The sequence below is a fragment of the Nannocystis sp. RBIL2 genome, assembly GCF_026626745.1.
Taxonomy (GTDB): domain Bacteria; phylum Myxococcota_A; class Polyangia; order Nannocystales; family Nannocystaceae; genus Nannocystis.
Genome location: NZ_JAPNJW010000002.1, coordinates 441,818 through 459,064, shown reverse-complemented (window position 1 = coordinate 459,064; position 17,247 = coordinate 441,818). Strand labels below are relative to the sequence as shown.

Here is a 17,247-nt window from a genome sequence, read left to right as displayed (position 1 = left end):
CCTGCTCCAGGCGTGCCGCGGTCTCCCGAGCTGCGTCGAGGAGGTGGTCGAGCTCCTCCTTCAGGGCCTCGATCGCTTCGCTGGGTCGCTTCCGTCTATCGTCCACGACTCCCTCCTGTCCAGGTTCTCCGGGCGGACGCGGAGCATCGTCCCGGGCAACAGCGGCAAGGGCTCTGGCAGGCACAGCTCGGGCGGCGGAGCGGGGCACGTCGTTGGATCCGCCGCGAGGCCGTGTTGAAGGACATGCATCAGGCGACGGTGCCGCGCCAGGCCTGAAGCGCCCCACGCCGCCGCCCGGTCGTGTCGCTGCAGGCTCGCGTCCAGCGCGCAATAGACGTCGGCCTCGAGGCCATGCACCGGCTGCCCGCGCTCCCAGGTGGCGATGGTGTTGTCGCTGACCGCGAGCAGCTGCGCGAGCTCTTTCATCTGGAGCCCAAGTCGTCGACGGACGCGGAGGCAGACGCGCGGCGATGGCCCCTCCCCTTCGACCTCGAGCTCGTCGCGGGCGGCGACACGGTAGCGGATGCGTCCCTGCGGCTGAAGCGCCTCGAGGAATGTCGGGACCATCGAGACTCTGCCCAGACAGCTATCGCGGCTTGCTGTTGCCGCAGCGCGGAGGATCCAGACGAGTCGTTGACGCCGAGACAGCCACGCAGGGCCCCACGCTTGATCAGGGCCCAGATGGCACATTGCGAATCCGAGCGCAGCCATGAAGTCGCCGGCGAGGCCGCTCGCCCAACTGCGCTGGCGCCGTTCCCAGTTGTCGACCGTCTTGGGGTACACCGCCAGGACGTCGGCGAGAGTTTTGACCGACAGCCGCAGTCCCTTGCGGATCTGCGCACAATGGATGGGCGTCAGCTCCAAGTTCACCGCTCGCACTCTCGCGCCATCCTACCGGAAATCATGTGATCGGACTAGCCTAAATACCGGCGACTCGCATCATCAACTTCGTCACCTTCATCTCACCGAGCCGCGGTCGTGCTCGATGAGATGGAGGTCCTGTGTCTGCTGCGCTTCATGCTCCCAAACCCCTTCGCGATGCGCTCGAGGACGTGTTCAAGACCCTCGGCAAGGGCGCCGACAAGGAGTCCAAGGACCTGGCTCGCGCCCACGTGGAGAACGCGCTCCTTCGCGGTGAAGTGAAGGACGCGCAGGAGAAGACGGCCCAGCTCACCGAGCGCGCCAACACCTACGCAGCCTCGCTGGGCAACCAGCTCGAGCGCAGCGTGGCCGACATCAGCGGGACGACGATGGTGCTGACCACCGCGGGCGCTGGCGTCGGGTTCATCGGCGAGCTCGTCCTCCCGTCGGTCATGCCGAACTACCCGGGCCTCGCCAAGTCGATCCCGTACATCGTCGGCGTGCTCGGGGCCGGATTGTCCTACGTGCTCACCGAGCCGAGTGACCTCGAGCGGCAGCAGGGCGTTCGCGTCGACACGGCCTCGAGGTACGCGGGCATCGGCACGTCGCTCGGCATCATGGCCGGCGCAGGCCTCGCCCAGGTCGGCACCACGATCTCCGACGCCATCCTGAAGTCGATTCCGCAGGGCTCGTGATGTTGCGGGCCCGCGTCATCGGTCGGAGCGACGACGGTCGCTTCCACGTGCTCCAACAGGAGACCGTCGGCGGCCCCATCTTCCGGTGGCCCGCCCGAGGCGAAGACGCTGCCGGGGCGGCAGCGCTGATCACCATTCGACCCGCATCGGCCGCCTCGAGCTCGACCTTCGAGGTCCTGCGCGCCGGGGGCTACCTGTTTTTTCGGTCACCTCAACTCGAGGTCCCGCTGTTCTTCGATCTCCTCCTGTATTGGCTCAGCGTGAACGGGACAGAGGGTGGGTTGACGAACGGAGACGCTGAGGGTGAAGTGGAGGGTCGAGAGAAGTTACGCGGCGGTGCCGAGGTGGTCCAATTCTCGGCGCTTGCGTCGGAGCTCTCGGGCTGCCTCTAGCTTGCGATCGCGGCCGGCCCAGATCTCGGTCTCGCGTCCGAGGAGTTTGTCGCGCGGGCTGACGTAGCCGATCGCGCTGTGAAGGCGGTGGTTGTTGTAGTGGTCGATGCGGGTGGCGATGGTGGCGTGGGCGCCGTCGGGCGTGACGGCGTGGATGGTGTTCTTGTCGAGGGTCCGGTGATACCGCTCGATCTTGCCGTTGGCCTGCGGGTAGTTCACCGAGGTCCGGACGTGGGTCAGGCCGGCGAGGTCGATGAAGCGGCGGAAGTCGCCGGCGATGAACTGCGAGCCGTTATCGGAGATGACCCGCGGGTGAGCGCCAGGGTGGGCCTCGAGGGCACGCTGGAGGATGAGCTCGACGTCGGCCTCGGTCATGCGCTCGAGGAACTCCCAGTGCACGACGTATCGGCTGTAGCCGTCGAGGACGGAGCACAGGTAGTAGTAGACGCGGGCGATGGTGATGACGGCGACGATGCCCAGCCACCCCACAAACTTCACGAGCGGCACCTCTGTCTTTTCGGACATCCGATGCACGAAGTCGACGACCTGGTCGCGCTCGTCGTGGGGAACCCAGCGGTCCGTCAGGGCTCCCCAACAGATTTTTTTGTGCGGACGAGCTCCTCGGTCACCTCGGCGATCACCTCGTCCTTGCGGGCCAGACGGGCCCTGAGCCGCTCGTTCTCCGCGAGCAGCTCCTGCTCCCGGCTGGTCTCGACGCGCTTGCGAGATTCCCCGAAGGCCGCCGCGCCGTGCTCGAACAGGTGGCGCTGCCAGCCGTAGAAGACGCTCGGCTGCAGCTCGGCGCCCTCGCAGACCTCCGACACCGGCACCTTCTCGAGGTGGTGTCGACGCAGCAGGTTGATTTTCTGGTCAGGGGTGTGGTGACGACGTGTCTTCTTGCTCATGGGCGGTCCTTGCCCCGGCTCCTTCTACCAGGCCGGGGCGTGTCCCATTCCAGCTGAGCCAAAACACTCCCTCAGAGGTGAACGAGGGCGTCGAGCCTGAGCCGGTGGCTCAAGGAGCTGCACCGCAATGAACGACCTCAACACCATCGTCCAGAACCTGCGCCGCGCCGGGCTCGGGCAGTACGTCGACGCCGCCGCCGAGAGCGTCGACTCGATCTGCCAGATCGCCGGGTACCAGAAGGTGCCGGTCGCGAGCCTGCCGACCCAGTCCGTGCCGACCCAGACGCTCGTGGTCATGCCCGGTTCGGCCCCGGCCCCGCAGCTTCCGCCGCAGCCCCAGGTGCCCGAGACGCCGCCGTTCCCGGAGTGCAGCGAGCTGATGACCCTCATCAAGTCGCAGTACATCGCCAACTGCGGCTTCTGCCCGAACCCCTGCCTCCTCCGCTGGATCGAGCTGGCCGTGCTCCTCAAGTCCTACGCGGAGGTCCGCGACGACTTCGGGATCCCCGACCTCAACCTCGTCCCCACCCTCCTCACGCCGACCGGCACGACCGCGAACGGCCTCCCGACGACGTTCGTGGCGAACTTCAACGTCGCGCCGGGCCAGTCCATCCTCCTGCGCACGCAGGACTACTCGCTGCCGTTCAATCCGCGTTGCCTCTGGGGCGCGCTCGCTTTCAACGGCGGTAACGACAGCGAGAACTACAAGCACGTCAACTTCAAGATCTGGGTCGGCCCCAGCAACGCCTCCGGCGCGTTCTCCATGCAGGGCGCCCCCTGCGCGAGTGGGCCCCGCGGCGGTTCATCTACGGGTCCCAGTTCCGGTGCGGCGACAGCTGCACCGAGGTGCCGCTCCGCAGCTACACCGGTTGCACGGACGTCGACATCGTCGGCCTCGACTCGTCGGTCTTCATCCAGGTCGACAACCTGGCCACCGCCTCGAACGCGATCAGCGGCCAGCAGCTGGTCATCCGCCTGGGCGGCTTCGAGAAGCCCTGCTGCGACAGCTGCGCCGCCGGCAAGGCGTGCGGCTGCAAGAAGCACTGACGTCCGCGGTCGGCGCGCAGCGGCGCCAGGGCGGCGCCAGAACATTCTGACCCAAAGGACATGCCATGAGCGACGAGCGCTACTACACCGTCCGAGCCTCCTTCGACCCGGCGATCTTCGCCGAGCTCACCATGCCCTGGACGCCCGAGGCGGGCGCAGGCCAGGACCCGAGCGACATGCGAGCGCGCCGTCTCACCACGGCACGGGTCGGAAGGTTTCGGCCCGAGCTGCTCGGTCGCAAGGCCAAGAGCACCAGCTCGCTCGTGCAGGTCTGGACCGACGGGCCGGTGGGTCTCGCCGACCGGTACTTCGTGCTGGGCTCGGACAACCCGGCCGAGTCGAACCCGCCGAGCGCGCAACGAGGTGGCGCGGCGACGCTGACGACCGCGCCGAGCTCGGCCGAGCTCCTCGAGCTCGGCCCGACCGACCACCTGGCGATCCAGACCGCCGAGCAAACGACCTGCTACATCCGCATCATCGACCTCGACGAGGAACAGCTCGCCCGGTGGCTCCGGTCGAAGCGCGTCCCTCCGCCGGGCATCACCGACGCGAGTTTGCGAACGGAGTCGAGCGCCGACACGGCCGGCCCGCCGCGCTCAGCGACCTCACCCGAGCTGAAGTGAGGGCACACCTCGCAGAGAGGTTCGGCGAGACGGCTGCGAGCACGGCCGCCCGCGCCATCTCCGCCCTGCGCAGCTTCGGAGATTTCCTGCGCGAGAGCGGCGAACTGGACGACAACGAGGTGATGCTGGTCCGCCGGCCGAAGATTCCGGAGCGGTTGCCGCTGGTGCTCGGGGAACATGACCTTGAGAACATGATTGAAGGGCCAGGCCATGCCCAGGGCGCTCGTGGCCTCCGTGACCGCGCGGTCCTCGAGGTGCTCTACGGGGCCGGTCTACGCGTCGCCGAGTGCGTTGCGCTCGATGTTGATGATCTTCGTTGGGATGGCGACGAGCTGACCATCCGGGTGGTGCGCGGCAAGGGGGACAAGGACCGCATTGTTCCCATTGGAACCCTCGGCGCGGCAGCGGTGCAGCAGTACCTCGAGGTACGCCGCCAGTGGCTCAACGCGCCAGCCCCGCCCCTCTTCCTCGGCAGGAACGGCACCCGGCTTAGCGACCGCACCGTTCGAGAGCTGGTGTATCGCCGCTGCAAGGCGGTCGGGGCCAAGATCCGCGTGGGGCCTCATGGGATCCGCCACAGCTTCGCCACGCACCTGTTGCTGCGAGGCTGCGACCTGCGAAGCATTCAGGAGATGCTGGGACACGCGAGCCTGAGCAGCACGCAGCGCTACACGAAGCTCGACCTCGGTTGGCTCGCGGCCGAGTACTACCGGGCCCATCCGCGAACGTGAGGCGGCGAAGGCGGGCTTGGCGCCCTTGGCACGTGCCCTGTTTCTGTGATGCTGCGCGCATGTGCAGGTATCTGCCCAATTTGCCAGCCAGGAACAGGTTGTCACGGCCGCCGGAGCGCCCTCCCCCGTCGTCCGCAAGTGGGTGGAACGCGAGCTCATGCCCGAGCCGCGCCGGGTCGGTGGAGGACACGCCCAGGGCACCAGGAACCTGTGGCCGCTGTGGGCGGTCGCGCGTGCCGGCTGGATCCGCGAGCAACTCTCGAGTGGCGCCTCGCTCGAGCAGATGGCGGTACTCGTGCGCCACGGGTTCGGTGTCCCCTCGGCGCCGATCCTCGAAGCCGACATCAACGGCGAGCTCGCCCGGCCGACAACAACATGTGTACCGCCGCCAAGCGCCCAACCGCGCTGAGCCCCGTCGCCAACCACCGCCGCTGCTCTCTGAACGACGGCCCGTTTCGGGCCGGGCCACGCGCTGCTCCTGCGCGAGCCCCTCGAAAAATCAGCCCGGCTCGGCGTCACGCTCGCCTTCGTGCGGTGGGGCTGGCGCTGCTGCGGAGCGTCCCGTGACGGCGCGGGTGGATCTACCCGGGAGCTCGCGCTGTCCTGCGGCAAAAATCTCGCTCCGGCGAATTCTGGCGAGCGTAGCGAATTGAAATCCGTGGCGGGTCGATATCCCTGTGCGAGCGCCGGGCCGAACCTCCCTGGCGCGCCGAGGGAGTCATGCGAACCGAACGGACCCGAACCTTCTTCACTTCCGCGCTGAGCTGCGCCGCCGCGCTCTTCAGCCTCACGGCCTGCGGCGACGTCGACGACGCGGTGCGCTTCGTGCTCGCCGGCAAGATGGTCGGGCAGGAATTCCTGCTCGACAACATCGAGTTCGCCGAGTGGCTGCTCAAGCCGTGATCGCCGCGAGCTCGCTGGTGCATACAACAAGAGGAACCGTCGCCGCGGCCTTCAGCGCCTTCTCCGAGAGGGTGCATGGCAGCCGGACGACCGCCTCCCGGTTAATTCCTTGGACCTGAACCAGAACCGAGAATAGCAATACGGGACGCATGTCCCTGGAAAGTGATGAACCTATGATGGATCGATCCCTGCTCATTTCATTCGCGGCCGCCGTGCTCGTCACCGTCGCGCCCGGCTTCGAGTCCGAAGCCGCCGCCGCCAACCTGTACACCCGGGTCCCTGCCTCGGCCTGCAGCCCCGAGTCGCCTGATGACGACGCCATCCTCCAGCTGTCCAACGGCTCGTGGATCTTCACGGGCAGCGATTCGGGCACCGCGACCTTGTGGTGCCCGATCGTGACGGACAAGGGCCACAGCGCCCTCGATACCTACTCCATCAGCAACCTGCGCCTGTGGTACCGCGACACCGACGGGACGGCCACGGGCTCGCAGGTGACGGCCCAGCTGTACTACCGCGCGGAGAATGCGACCAACCCGTCGTCGATGACCGCGGGGATTGATTCGAACTCGAGCAGCGCCACGTCCAACAATACGCTGTGGGCGGACGTGACCACCAACACGACCAGCAACGCGCTGTTCTTCGTGAGAGTCACGATCTCGCGCAATTCGAGCTCGCTCAACGTCGCCTTCCACGGCATCGACCTGCCGCAGACCCCGCCCTGATCCGTTCAGGTCAGGGGCGCGAGCGATGAACCACATTCATCGCTCGAGCGAGCGCCCGGCGTCGGCCGGGCGCTCGCCCACCTTCGCGCTCGTCCGTGTGTACACGCCGCATCACTTCGGCGGCCACAGCCGCGGCAGCTTGCGCGCCCGCTTGACCCCCTGCGCGTGCGCGGCGAGGGTCCGCGCGCGACGCAGCCCGAGCGGCTTCGGCTCGTGGAACGTCGACGCCGTGTTGAGCCGCGCCAGCTCGGCGTCGACGTCGCCGACCCCGAGCAGCGTCCCGTGGCGGCACAGCGCCGCGTTGAGCGCGTCGGCCCGCGGCCGCGAGCGACCCTCGGGCCCGAGCACCAGCGCCCCGCAGCGGCCGCAGGTCGAAGCGGGCCAACAGTCGCGGCTCGGGGTCGAGCGCCAGGTGCCACAGCTCCGCCTCGCCGGCGATCAGCACCTCGCGGCCCGCCCGGTCGAACGCCGCCGCCGTGATCGCGAACGGCACCCGGAACAGCACCCGCCCGCCCTCGACCACCCCGCCGTCCTGGACCCGCCGCCACGCGTCGCGGGCCTCGCACAGCAGCCACCGCCGCACCGGTGTGTACTCGCTGGCGAGCTCGGCGGCGAGGCCGGCGGCCTCACGTGCCTTGAGCAGCTCGCCGAGCTGATAGGCGCGCCATGCCGCGAGCATCTTCTCCCGCGCGTGCGCGATGCGGCGGCGGATCATGGGCGCTTCGGTCTCCTCCCGATCGTCGAGCCGCTGGTCGCAGTCCTCGCGGATCCGGCGCAGCTCGGTGCAGAGTGCTTCTCGCACCATTCCGACGGGGTTTGGCGGGCGATTCCAGATCGCAAGCACACAGGCGGCCGCGTGGCGCGAGCCGGAGGTGCCGGCCGGCCTCGCCCAGCCGTGAGCTGCGCCCCCGAGCATGCTCTGAAGGCCATGCTCTCGAGCCTCACGGCGCGAGGCGCAGCGGCGGGGCGGGGTCGTCGCCGGCGAGGGCGCGCGCGACCAGGCCGGCGACGTGGAGGCCGTCCCACGCCAGCCGGCCCGGGGCCACGAACTCCTCGCCGGCCCCGCGGACGCGCGCGATCAGGTGGTCGGGCGCGTCTTCGCTGCCGTCCATCGCCCCGGCGCCGCCGACCGCCAGCCAGCCGCCCGACAGCAGCGAGGCGACGGTGAGCCGGCTGGTCAGCGCGGCGTCGTTGTCGTGCACGAGCACCCGGCCGTAGCCGCTCAGGAACAGGTGCTTGCCGTCGTCGGCGACCGCGACCTCCAGCGAACCGGCCAGCGCGTCGCGCTTCAGGTCCTCCCGCGCGCCGGTGCGAGGCCGCCAGCGCGTCAGCGCCGCGTCGTGGCGCAGCACCAGCACCTCCTCGCCCGCGACCGCGAGCCAGGTGCCCCAGGCGCCGAGGGCGAGCTCGTGGGTGTCCTCGGGGCCAGGTCCGTCGAGCCACCGGGCCCGCACCCGCACGCCCTCCATCGTGCCGTCGGGCTGGACCAGCCAGGCGACGAACGAGCCGTCGGCCGCGAAGGCGACGCGCTCGACCTTGTCGTCGAGGCTGGCCACGACCTCGCCGCCGGCGGCGCGGACGATCTTCAGCGGCGCGTCCTGCCGCCAGCCGGCGATCCACCGCCCGTCGGGGCTGAGCTGCAGGCGGCCCGGGGCGTCGAGGCGCAGCGGGTGGCGCGTCCCGGCCGGCAGCTCGATCCGCTCGATCTTCCGCCCGCCCTGGCCATCCTCTATGTCCACGAGGACATGTCCCGAAGTTCTACTGAATTGCACCTTGCCGTCGAACGACGAGGCGCGGGCCGGCACGCGCGCGATCGCCTGATGCGAGCCGACCTGGCGGAGCTCGATCGCCTCGCCCGTGTGCACCGCCACGTGCGAGGCCGTCGGCGACAGCGCCAGCACCTGGTGCCGGTCGTCGGCGACGAGCTCGAGCCGGCGGCGGGCGACCAGGTCCCAGGCGACCACCGGGTCGCCGATGGCGAACTGGGCGAACACGCGGCCGTCGCTCGAGATCCACGGGCGCACCGGGGTGGTGCGGCGCTTGAGCGCGAGCGCCTGCGGCGGCCCCTTGGGCTCGATCCGGTGGACGGCGCCGTAGATGTCGGCCGTCGCCACCGCGCCGCTCGACGACACGGCGAAGTACTGATCGGGCAGCTCGCTGTCGAGGTGCAGGGCGATCGGCGCGCCGGTCCTCGCGTCGCGCAGCCGGACCCCATCCATACCGGTGACCGCCAGCGTCACGTCGGGCGACAGCGCCGCAGCCGCAGCGCGCCCGCAGCTCTCGCGCTCCTCGGCGGTGGCCTCGCGCTGCGGCTCGCCGGGCTCGGCCCAGCGGTTGACGACGCGCCGCGCCTCCTCGACGCTGCAGGTCGGCCGCACGTGCTTGCGCAGGGCGCCGGAGCGGACGTCCCAGACCAGGATGTCGCCGTGCTTGTGCACGGCCACCAGCTGCGCGCCGTCGGGGCTGAAGCGCAGCGCCAGCGGGCTGTTGAGGTCGGGGTTGCCGCCCATGTGCCGGTGCTCGACGTACTTCCAGGCGAACGCGAGCTCGCGCGGCTCGCCTCCGCCGCGGCCGAACAGCCGCACCTTGCCGTCGGAGCCGCCGATGGCGACGCGCGACCCGTCGGCGGTCAGCGCCAGCGAGACCGGCCAGGTCGGCGAGTCGCGCAGGATGTTGTCGTGGCGGGTGCCCTGCCCGGCCCGATAGACCCGCATGATCGTCGGCGTGGTGCCATCCAGCCTGAACCGCTGCAGCGGCGCGCCGGCGGCGTCCCACAGCACGGTCTCGTCCCCGTGGGCGGCCAGCACCCGCATGGCGTCGCCCGAGCCGACCACCGCCAGCGCGTGCGCCGGCCCGTCGGGCTGCGCAGCGACGCGCCGAAAGACTGTCCCCGAGGACATGTCCTGAAAGACAAGCTCGCCGGCCTCGTCGCGCACCAGGGTGCGGCCGTCGGCCGAGAACGCGGCGACCTCGGCCGGGCGGTTGAAGCGGAGCCGGCGCAGCAGCGGCGTGCCCGGCTCGGCCGCGACCAGGTCGAGCGCCCCGGCCTGGCTGGCCGAGTAGTCGAAGACGGGCGTGTAACGGCGGAGCAGCGCCAGCCGCTCGCCGCGCCACAGCACCTGGCTCGTGAACCAGGTCTCGACTGCGACGGCCTCCACCGCCGCGCCGCGCTCGCGCAGCAGGGTCCGCGCCCGCGCCCAGGTCCGCCGGGCCCCGACCTCGTCGCCGCGCCGCCACTGCAGCTCGCCGGCGTGCGCGAGCTCGGCCGGCCCGACGCGGACGGGTGCCTCGATCGGCTCGCCGATCGCGGCCGACTCCCGGGCGAAGATCTCACTCAGCTCGCGCACCGCCGCCGCGTCCGACGGCTCCTTCGGCAGCGAGGCGATGCGCGCGTCGATCGCGGCCACCCAGTCCGACTCGCCCTGGCGCGCCGCCTCCGCCCGTCCCGCCGTCAACGCCGTGCGAGCAGCCTGCAGCGCGCCCTGGTCGATCAGCGGCTCGACCCACGCGGACAGCGACGGCCGATCGGGCACGAGCGCGAACACCCGCTCACGATGCGCCGCGGCGACGTCGAGGGCGCCGATCCGCTCCGCCTGCGCCGCCTGCTCGCGCCAGCACTCGACCGAATCACACCCCGAGGCAGCCCCCTCGCCCTCGCTCGCGCCCGCGACGGGCCTCGCATCCTGCGTCGGCTCGTCGGGCGGCCCCGCGGGGCGGGAGCAGGTCGCAAAGGCGAGCAGGAGCGCGGGTGTGATCGATCGCATCGCTGTCGTCTACGCTCTCGCGGCGGGCCTCGATCTTACTCGACCCGCGCGCCGACGAAGATGTGTCCGCGGAGGTCGCTGGCGCGCGTCGGCGCCGGCGAACAGGAAGGTGAAGCCGCCCAGCTCCGGCCGGCCCGGCGCGACGAAGCGAGCGCGACGTCGGCGAGCGCCAGCCCGGGCGCCGCCAGCCGTAGACCCGGCCCGCGCCGCGAGATCGTCACCTCCTCGCCGAACCGGTCGGCGCGGTAGGTGCCGGTGTGGAGGTGCGCCGGCCCCATCGCCGCCGCGCGCTCGGGCGGGACCCCCAGCAGCTCCTGCGTCAGGGTGGCGAGGGTCATGCGCAGCGGGTCGCCGTTGTTGCTCAGCGCCGCCGCCGCGAACCCTCGATCTGGCGCGAAGACCAGGTCGGCCGCGAGTCGCCGGTCGCGCCGCTGTGGCCGTAGATCGGCGCACCGCCGGCGGCCACGCGCACGCGCACGGCGAGGCCGTAGCGCTCGCCGGGCCGCTCGTGGGTCGGGACGTCGGCGGCCAGCAGCTCGCGCCGGGCCGCGGGCGACAGCGGCGAGCGCCCGGGGTCGACCGGGTCGCGCACCAGCGCCACGAGCTCGGCACGCGTGGAAGCGCCGAATTATCAAGCTCGGGCTGCACGGCCTGCGGACGCGCCAGGAGTGATCAGGCGCCCCGCGGCCACTAGCGCCCGCCGAGCGGGTATTTCCTCGGGTCCCAACCTCGCCGAGGCCGAGGTAACACGTGCGCGAGGGCTCGTAGACTCGAGCTCGTGTGGAACGAGTACCCGGTTGCGCAAGCTGAACGCAGCATGGACGCCCCACCTGGCGGCGGTGGGCGCGTCTTGTTGTTCGGGCTTGGGCTCGCTGTGGGGCTGGCAGCAGTTGTCGCCATCGTAAGTCGACGTCCTCCCCCAAAGTTCGTCGCCGACGAAGGCGCCGAAACCCGCGAGTGCAAGCGCTTCTCTCTCACCCCGTGGGCCAAGGAGATGGAGGTGCCCAAAGGGGCATACGTCGAGTACCGCCTCGGGCTCTCCGAGGAGTATGGCGGAGACGGGGGGAAAGTGCGCGCCCTGCTGTACGACGGCACCTTCCAGACTCCGGAGGTGCTGGACGGTCGCAGCTACAAGGCTTCCGGTTGGAAGCCCCACGAGTGGTACGGCTGGGTCGCCTATCGCAAGGCGTACCCGGCAGGGCCGCTCTTGCCCGAGTCGGGGAGTGAATGGGCGGCCGCGCTGGCACGCGCCCGGGCGTGCGTCGAAGCGCTTCTACTCTCGGACTGAGGCGTGCGCTGCACGCACGCTCGAGTTCATCAGCTGGGCCACCAGGGGTGCCTCGCCCACGCGAGAAACGCCGCGCGGTAAGGCTCGTCCAGGAGGCCATCGCCGCGATCACGTTGAAGGTGCCGACCCGCCACGTCTCGGCGTTCGCCAGGCGCCGCAGCACCTGCGCCACCGGCTCGGTTCGTTCCTCCTCGGCCAGCCACTGCCGCACCGGGGTGTACTCGGCGGCGAGGCCGGCGGCCGGTGGTGGTATCGGAGCTCGTGTCGGCGGTGGTCCCCGTCGAGCTGATCGTGCTCGTCATCGAGCCCGTGGTCGGCTCGTCGGCGGTGGTCCCGGCAGCCGAATCCGACGAGCTGCTCCCCGTGGTCGTGGTCGTCACGCCGCCGGTCGCCGAGGTCATCGGCACCGTCGATCCGGAGCTCGTGGCGCCCGTTGCCGATCTCGAGCCGAGGACCCTCGCGCTGTCGCTGTCGACTGGAGCGTGGGCCCCCATCCCCTCGTCGGTGTGGACCCGCCCGCAAGTACAGGAATAATCCACCCGGCAGGTCTGCTCGCGCTGGGCGACGAGTGAGCCTCGCGGAGGCGCCGATATGGGCTACGCTGCGCGAACGTGACGAGGACTGTCCCGATCGTCGCACCGCGGAGCTGGCAGCCTCTCGCGGCTCTGGCCTGCGTCCTCCTGCTGCCTACCCTGCTCGGCTGTCGCGTGCCGCCGCCGCTGCCGGCCACCAAGGCCGAGGGCGAGGCGGCGAAGCAGGCCGAGCTCGAGGCCTGTCCGGGTGCGTCGATCTTCGGCGTGCCGCGTGAATCGTGGCACCACCCCGGCGTTGAGGCGATGGCGTGCGAACCTGCGCCGGGGCGCGCCGGGTGGGTCACCGCCCAGCCCGGGCCTCCTCTGGAGCGGACCGAGCTCGCCCCCCCCGGGCCGGTGCAGATGCCGGGCCGGCGAAGAGCACGCCCAGGGCACCAGGAACCGGTGGCCGCTGTAGGCGGTCGCGCGCGCTCGAGCAGCTGGCGGTGCTCGTGCGCCACGGTTTCGGTGTCCCCTCGGCGCCGATCCTCGAAGCCGACATCAACGGCGAGCTCCCTCACGCGCCGTCAGAAGAATCGGCGGCCGTCGACGCGAGCCCGACAATTATGAACGACCCCGTTGCTCCGGAACCGCTCCAGATCATGCTGAAGAGCTTCGACCTCCTGGCCGCCGAGCGCCGCCTTTGCGAAGTTGCACTCGAGCGCGCTGGCTCGCTGGTTGGCGCCGCCAAGTCGCTCGGCATCACTCGGCACGCGCTGAAGCGCCGCGTTATCAAGCTCGGGCTGCAGGCCTGCGGGCGCGCCAGGAATGATCAGGCGCCCCACGGCCACTAGCGCCCGCCCCCCTACCTGCCAATGTCGTGTGAGACACGGCCCCCGCGAAGTTTAGAGAGCAGGGCGAGTCCGTGAATCAAGAGCATGAGCAACCCAACCATCCAGAGAATCGGCAACGAGGAGCAGGTCGTCGGCCACCGATGCGAAGAGTTCGCAACGATGTAGTCCACGCCAGTCGGGCGAGAGCGCGGCTGCGGTGGCGTTCAGGACGCGGCGGAGGGCGAGGCCATCGTCCGCGCCGGCTACCTGTCGGCGGGGCGATGATGGTCGACTGCGGCCGCGAATCGTCGAAGCGAGTCTATGTAGGGGGGTGGCACGGAGGCTTGGGGCCGGCGTCTTTCGCGCAACGCACCCCCGTGTTGTCGGACCACGCCTCGCGCACCGAGTATCCACCGTGCTCGTCGATGGCCATGTCGGCCCAGTGCCCTGTGGCGAACGACGATCCGCGGATGATGCGGGTCGACTTCTCGTTGGCCGTGTTGCCCGTCGACGTCGGTTCGCCGACGTTCCCGAACATGTCCACCACCCCGTCTGGAGTCGTGTCGCCCGGTTTGCTGCCGACCGGCCAGGGTCGCTTGCGATCGCAGCCGATGCGGCCGTCCTCACGTCGCTTGCCCAGGTCGAGCACCGCCAGGTCGCAGCTGGGCTTCGCGTCGCCCCAGGGGAACATGCGCTGGGCTTCCCGCCCACGCGCCGCCCAGCCCCACTCTTGCGCGGTCGGCAGTCGCTTGCCCGCCCAGAGGCAGTACGCCTCGGCCTGGTGCCAGTCGATGCAGTTGATCGGCATGTCGTCGGCGTCGGTCATCTGCCAGGTGCAGGCGAGCTCCGCGCGCTGGCCGGTCGCCGACAACGGCGGCGAGTAACCGGCGTCGACGAACTTGCGGAAGGCCGCCACCGTCACCTCGGTGCGGTCGAGCCAGAAGGCGTCGACGTGGTAGGTCTTGCGGTCCTCGGAGTAGACCGTATCGCCGCCGGCGATGAAGACCATCCCAGGCTCGCTTGCGCAGTCCTGCGGCGTGGTCGGGGCCGGGGCCTCGCTCGGAGGCACCGCCGCGGCGGGGGCTGCCTGAGCCTGAGCCGGCGCGTCGGTCGCCCTCGGCGCCGACCCGCAGGCGAACGGCGTGATGAAAGAAAGCGTTAGATACACGGCCTGTCGCATCGTCATGAGCGTCGCAGCGCGGAGGCTTCCTTGATGTGTTTGATGACGGTCTCGTTGCTGGACTTGAGGTCGCCGACGACGTCGAGGAGGTCGACGAGCGAGCTGAACGCCTGCTCCCCTTTCCCAGCGTAACGGATGCGCACGTGCAGCCATGAACATGGGAGCTGCGACCGCGCTTCCACGTGCGCATGCACGGCGGCGACGAGCGCGGCCTTGTCCGTGCCTGCGGCCTTGGCCACCCCCTCGGCGGCGGCGGCGATCGTGGTCTTGCCGTTCATCTTGCGCAGCACCTCCGCCACGTTCGGCTCCACCGGGCCCGGTTCCTCGCGGAAGAGTCTCCGATATCGTCGCGCGGCGTCCGGGTCCTCGACGCCGTCCTTGCCCCGAGCGAAGGGGGTGTAGCGCTCGAGGTCGACGAAGAATCCGTCCGAGTGGTCAGGACTGCCCAGGACGGTCTCGTTCTTCGGCACGAAGACGCCGCCCTCTCCATACTCACCGCTCCCGGTCAGATTCTCGTCGAAGAACCGCTTGAGGCAAGAGTGGCAGTCGTAGTAGGAGCCGCCGAGAGCGTCCCTGAACGTGCAGTCGCGCCGCATGGTGCGGTTGTACTTCGCCAGGACCTTGCGCGACATGGCGTCGGTGATGCTGGTCTTGCAGTCGACGTAGGCCCTCGGGTGCTGGACTGCGTCCGCGCCTGGGGGGAGGATGGGGAGCCCCCGGCGCAGCTGGAGTCCGTCGAGCGTGCCGTTCGCCTCGGTCGCCTGGCCGACGCCCCAGCCGCGACTCCAGAACCAGTCGCCGCCCGCGTGGAAGACCGCGTCGAAGCTGCCCTTGCGGTACGAATTGGTGTCCACGCCGAGCATCACGAGCCGGGTGTTCTTGTCCTCCGTCCGCGTATTGAAGGGCGCGAGGCTGTGGGTGAACTTCAGGCCGGTCTCGTTCCCGAAGAACTGCAGGGCGACGATCTCCGGCATCGTCGTGCTCTTGGCCCCGGGCGAGTTCGGCGTCCGCTTCGTACATTCTTCCCGCAAGAACGTCGCCAGCTCGTCCGGGGTGGCGAAGTCGTCCTTGCTCGTCAGCGGCTGGAGCTGATAGGCCGGGCGGCGGCTGGGGCCGATCTTGCCGCCCTCGCGCAGGGCCTTGAGATACACCGCGGTCGGCTGGTCGACGGTGCCCATCTCGACGATGTGCGACAGCCAGGCGGTGACCTGCGTCGGCGAGTCGAGGATCCAGTAGCGCACCAGGCCGAGCAGGGTCGTCACGGTGGTGAGGGTCTGCTCGGCGGCCGACTTCGCCGTGGACCATTCGGCAGCGACCTCGGCCGGAGGGGTGAGCGCCGCCATGCGAGCGCGCAGGTCGTCGAGGTTGGCGAGCGTCTTCTTGACGGCATCGAGGGCCTTGTTCAAGTCGGACAGGAAGAACTTCCGATTCTTGTCCCGCGCGTTGTACTCCTCCGAGGACCAGACTGGATCGGCCGTGAGCGCGCGAGCGTCGGCGTGCTTCGGTTGTTTGCCCGACGGGACCGCCGCGAGTTGGTCGGTGGTCTTGCTCGCCGCTTTGGGTGCGAACGGTAAGAACGGTCGATCGACGGCCTCGAGGGCGGCCACGTGAGGCCAGCTCTCCACCAGCGCGGCGAGCGTGGCCCGGTGCTGTTCGAACCGCTCGAGGTAGGCGCGGAACTTCTTGGCGGTCTTCGCCTTGGCGAGGTTGTTCTGGACGTTGTTGACGAGAGCGGTGGTGAGGACGAGGACGCCCTTGCGCTTGCCGCCGCCGCGCAGGGCGCCCAGCCAGTCGAGCATGATCCGCACGGGGGAGACGAACTTCGGCTGCGACAAGATCGCCGTCGAGAACTCTCCGGCACGCACGCTGCCCGGGGCGACGGACAGCCGCTTGTCGCTGGTGGCGACGCCGTAGATCTCGACCAGGTCCTGCTTGAACGCCAGCACCGCGCCGAGCGTGAAGACGTCGAACTCCCCGGGCGTCACGCTGCCGCGAGAGGTCGACAGGTAGCCGAGCCAGATCAAGTCCTCCTGCAGCTCGCGGACGTAGACCGGGTTGGCCCGCGCAGCAGACCCAGGCGGCGCGTGCTCGATGCCGTATTTCGCCTCGCCCTGCACCCAGGCCTTCTTCTTGTAGGACTTCTTGCCCTTGGCCGCCGGGATCGTGGTGAACGTGTGGACCGCCGCGTCGCGGTTGCCGAAGCGGAGCAGGTGGCCGTCGAAGGGCAGCTCCTTGAGCACGACCGCGGTGATCAGCTTGCGGCCGATCACGAACGAGCGGGTCGCCTTGCTCTTCGTGGCGTCGCCGAGCGCGTGGCGCTGGGCGTCGAGGAGACGGTTGGTGCCGGTGGTCGAGTCGGACTCGACGAGCTGCCAGTAGCGCAGCCCGAACAGCCCGGTCGCAGCGGCGAGGACCCGCGCATACACGCCGCGGTTGGGGATGGCGAGCAGCTTGCCGCGGCGCGGAGGTTGAGCGGCGCGACACAGCGGACACGGCGCGCCCTGGCCGAGCGGGTCGATCGCGGTCGGGTCGGCCGGGTCGTCCGCGGCCTCTTCGTCCCCGTCCCCCTCCTCCTCTACTTCGCCGTCCTCGAGGTCCTCGGCTTCGTTTAGCTCGTCGTCCTCGGGCTCGTCGTCCGCCGGGGCGCTGGGCTTCGCGCGCAGGGCGAGCACGCGGGCCTGGATCTCCGCCGCCGTGAGCCCCAGCGCGCCGCCGGCGAGCTCGCAGTTCGGATCGTCGCAGACGAAGCCGAGGTCCTCGGTCGTGATGTCGAGTGCCGGGTCGCCCATGA

At 70.2% G+C, this 17,247-nt stretch carries 19 protein-coding genes; 10 read left to right on the top strand and 9 right to left on the bottom strand.

Features of this window, described 5'->3' with window-relative positions:
- Positions 1 to 60: 60 nt before the first annotated feature.
- Positions 61 to 870, bottom strand: a complete 810-nt coding sequence (locus OV090_RS27095) for a hypothetical protein (protein ID WP_267707517.1) — start codon at positions 868 to 870, stop codon at positions 61 to 63.
- Positions 871 to 1,052: 182 nt separating this feature from the next.
- Here OV090_RS27095 and OV090_RS27090 point away from each other — a divergent pair, with 182 nt between their 5' ends.
- Positions 1,053 to 1,556, top strand: a complete 504-nt coding sequence (locus OV090_RS27090) for a hypothetical protein (protein WP_267707516.1) — start codon at positions 1,053 to 1,055, stop codon at positions 1,554 to 1,556.
- Positions 1,557 to 1,882: 326 nt separating this feature from the next.
- On the opposite strand, the gene OV090_RS27085 is transcribed toward OV090_RS27090, so the two are convergent.
- Together OV090_RS27085 and OV090_RS27080 are read right to left on the bottom strand one after the other, a co-directional pair.
- Positions 1,883 to 2,446 carry a DDE-type integrase/transposase/recombinase gene (locus OV090_RS27085; protein ID WP_267707515.1) on the bottom strand — a complete coding sequence of 188 codons (564 nt, stop codon included), beginning with the start codon at positions 2,444 to 2,446 and terminating at the stop codon, positions 1,883 to 1,885.
- Positions 2,447 to 2,529: 83 nt separating this feature from the next.
- Positions 2,530 to 2,853 carry a transposase gene (locus tag OV090_RS27080; protein ID WP_267701425.1) on the bottom strand — a complete coding sequence of 108 codons (324 nt, stop codon included), beginning with the start codon at positions 2,851 to 2,853 and terminating at the stop codon, positions 2,530 to 2,532.
- 846 nt (positions 2,854 to 3,699) lie between these two features.
- Here OV090_RS27080 and OV090_RS27075 point away from each other — a divergent pair.
- The 6 genes from OV090_RS27075 to OV090_RS27050 all read left to right on the top strand — a co-directional run bounded on the left by OV090_RS27075 (position 3,700) and on the right by OV090_RS27050 (position 6,879).
- Positions 3,700 to 3,900 carry a hypothetical protein gene (locus OV090_RS27075; protein ID WP_267707514.1) on the top strand — a complete coding sequence of 67 codons (201 nt, stop codon included), beginning with the start codon at positions 3,700 to 3,702 and terminating at the stop codon, positions 3,898 to 3,900.
- A gap of 65 nt (positions 3,901 to 3,965) precedes the next feature.
- Positions 3,966 to 4,523 (top strand): hypothetical protein, encoded by a 558-nt coding sequence (locus OV090_RS27070; protein ID WP_267707513.1) that lies wholly within the window; start codon positions 3,966 to 3,968, stop codon positions 4,521 to 4,523.
- Positions 4,520 to 5,254 (top strand): tyrosine-type recombinase/integrase, encoded by a 735-nt coding sequence (locus tag OV090_RS27065; RefSeq protein WP_267707512.1) that lies wholly within the window; start codon positions 4,520 to 4,522, stop codon positions 5,252 to 5,254. Before OV090_RS27070 ends, OV090_RS27065 begins: the two co-directional genes overlap by 4 nt.
- A 61-nt stretch (positions 5,255 to 5,315) precedes the next feature.
- Positions 5,316 to 5,663 (top strand): hypothetical protein, encoded by a 348-nt coding sequence (locus tag OV090_RS27060; RefSeq protein WP_267707511.1) that lies wholly within the window; start codon positions 5,316 to 5,318, stop codon positions 5,661 to 5,663.
- A 311-nt stretch (positions 5,664 to 5,974) separates the two neighbouring features.
- The gene (locus OV090_RS27055) at positions 5,975 to 6,157 is read left to right on the top strand and encodes a hypothetical protein (protein ID WP_267707510.1); all 183 of its coding nucleotides are present in this window, start codon (positions 5,975 to 5,977) and stop codon (positions 6,155 to 6,157) included.
- Positions 6,158 to 6,330: 173 nt separating this feature from the next.
- A complete protein-coding gene (locus OV090_RS27050) occupies positions 6,331 to 6,879 on the top strand; it encodes a hypothetical protein (protein WP_267707509.1) in 549 nt (182 codons plus the stop codon).
- 111 nt (positions 6,880 to 6,990) lie between these two features.
- Here the strand turns inward: OV090_RS27050 and OV090_RS27045 are convergent, their stop codons facing one another.
- The 4 genes from OV090_RS27045 to OV090_RS27030 all read right to left on the bottom strand — a co-directional run bounded on the left by OV090_RS27045 (position 6,991) and on the right by OV090_RS27030 (position 11,244).
- Entirely contained in the window at positions 6,991 to 7,227 is a 237-nt protein-coding gene (locus tag OV090_RS27045) for a hypothetical protein (RefSeq protein ID WP_267707508.1), read from the bottom strand.
- 593 nt (positions 7,228 to 7,820) lie between these two features.
- The gene (locus tag OV090_RS27040) at positions 7,821 to 10,643 is read right to left on the bottom strand and encodes a hypothetical protein (RefSeq protein ID WP_267707507.1); all 2,823 of its coding nucleotides are present in this window, start codon (positions 10,641 to 10,643) and stop codon (positions 7,821 to 7,823) included.
- Positions 10,644 to 10,678: 35 nt separating this feature from the next.
- On the bottom strand, positions 10,679 to 10,981 hold the full coding sequence (locus tag OV090_RS27035) for a hypothetical protein (protein ID WP_267707506.1): 303 nt from the start codon (positions 10,979 to 10,981) through the stop codon (positions 10,679 to 10,681).
- Between the two features lie 23 nt (positions 10,982 to 11,004).
- Positions 11,005 to 11,244, bottom strand: a complete 240-nt coding sequence (locus OV090_RS27030) for a hypothetical protein (RefSeq protein WP_267707505.1) — start codon at positions 11,242 to 11,244, stop codon at positions 11,005 to 11,007.
- Positions 11,245 to 11,643: 399 nt separating this feature from the next.
- Between OV090_RS27030 and OV090_RS27025 the strand changes: the two genes are divergently transcribed.
- The 3 genes from OV090_RS27025 (at position 11,644) to OV090_RS27015 (ending at position 13,297) form a co-directional block, all read left to right on the top strand.
- Positions 11,644 to 11,931 carry a hypothetical protein gene (locus OV090_RS27025; RefSeq protein WP_267707504.1) on the top strand — a complete coding sequence of 96 codons (288 nt, stop codon included), beginning with the start codon at positions 11,644 to 11,646 and terminating at the stop codon, positions 11,929 to 11,931.
- 261 nt (positions 11,932 to 12,192) lie between these two features.
- On the top strand, positions 12,193 to 12,465 hold the full coding sequence (locus OV090_RS27020) for a hypothetical protein (protein WP_267707503.1): 273 nt from the start codon (positions 12,193 to 12,195) through the stop codon (positions 12,463 to 12,465).
- A 484-nt stretch (positions 12,466 to 12,949) separates the two neighbouring features.
- A complete protein-coding gene (locus OV090_RS27015) occupies positions 12,950 to 13,297 on the top strand; it encodes a hypothetical protein (protein ID WP_267707502.1) in 348 nt (115 codons plus the stop codon).
- A 298-nt stretch (positions 13,298 to 13,595) separates the two neighbouring features.
- Here the strand turns inward: OV090_RS27015 and OV090_RS27010 are convergent, their stop codons facing one another.
- On the bottom strand, positions 13,596 to 14,285 hold the full coding sequence (locus OV090_RS27010) for an SUMF1/EgtB/PvdO family nonheme iron enzyme (RefSeq protein WP_267707501.1): 690 nt from the start codon (positions 14,283 to 14,285) through the stop codon (positions 13,596 to 13,598).
- A 173-nt stretch (positions 14,286 to 14,458) separates the two neighbouring features.
- The gene (locus tag OV090_RS27005) at positions 14,459 to 17,245 is read right to left on the bottom strand and encodes a hypothetical protein (RefSeq protein ID WP_267707500.1); all 2,787 of its coding nucleotides are present in this window, start codon (positions 17,243 to 17,245) and stop codon (positions 14,459 to 14,461) included.
- Between the last annotated feature and the right edge of the window lie 2 nt (positions 17,246 to 17,247).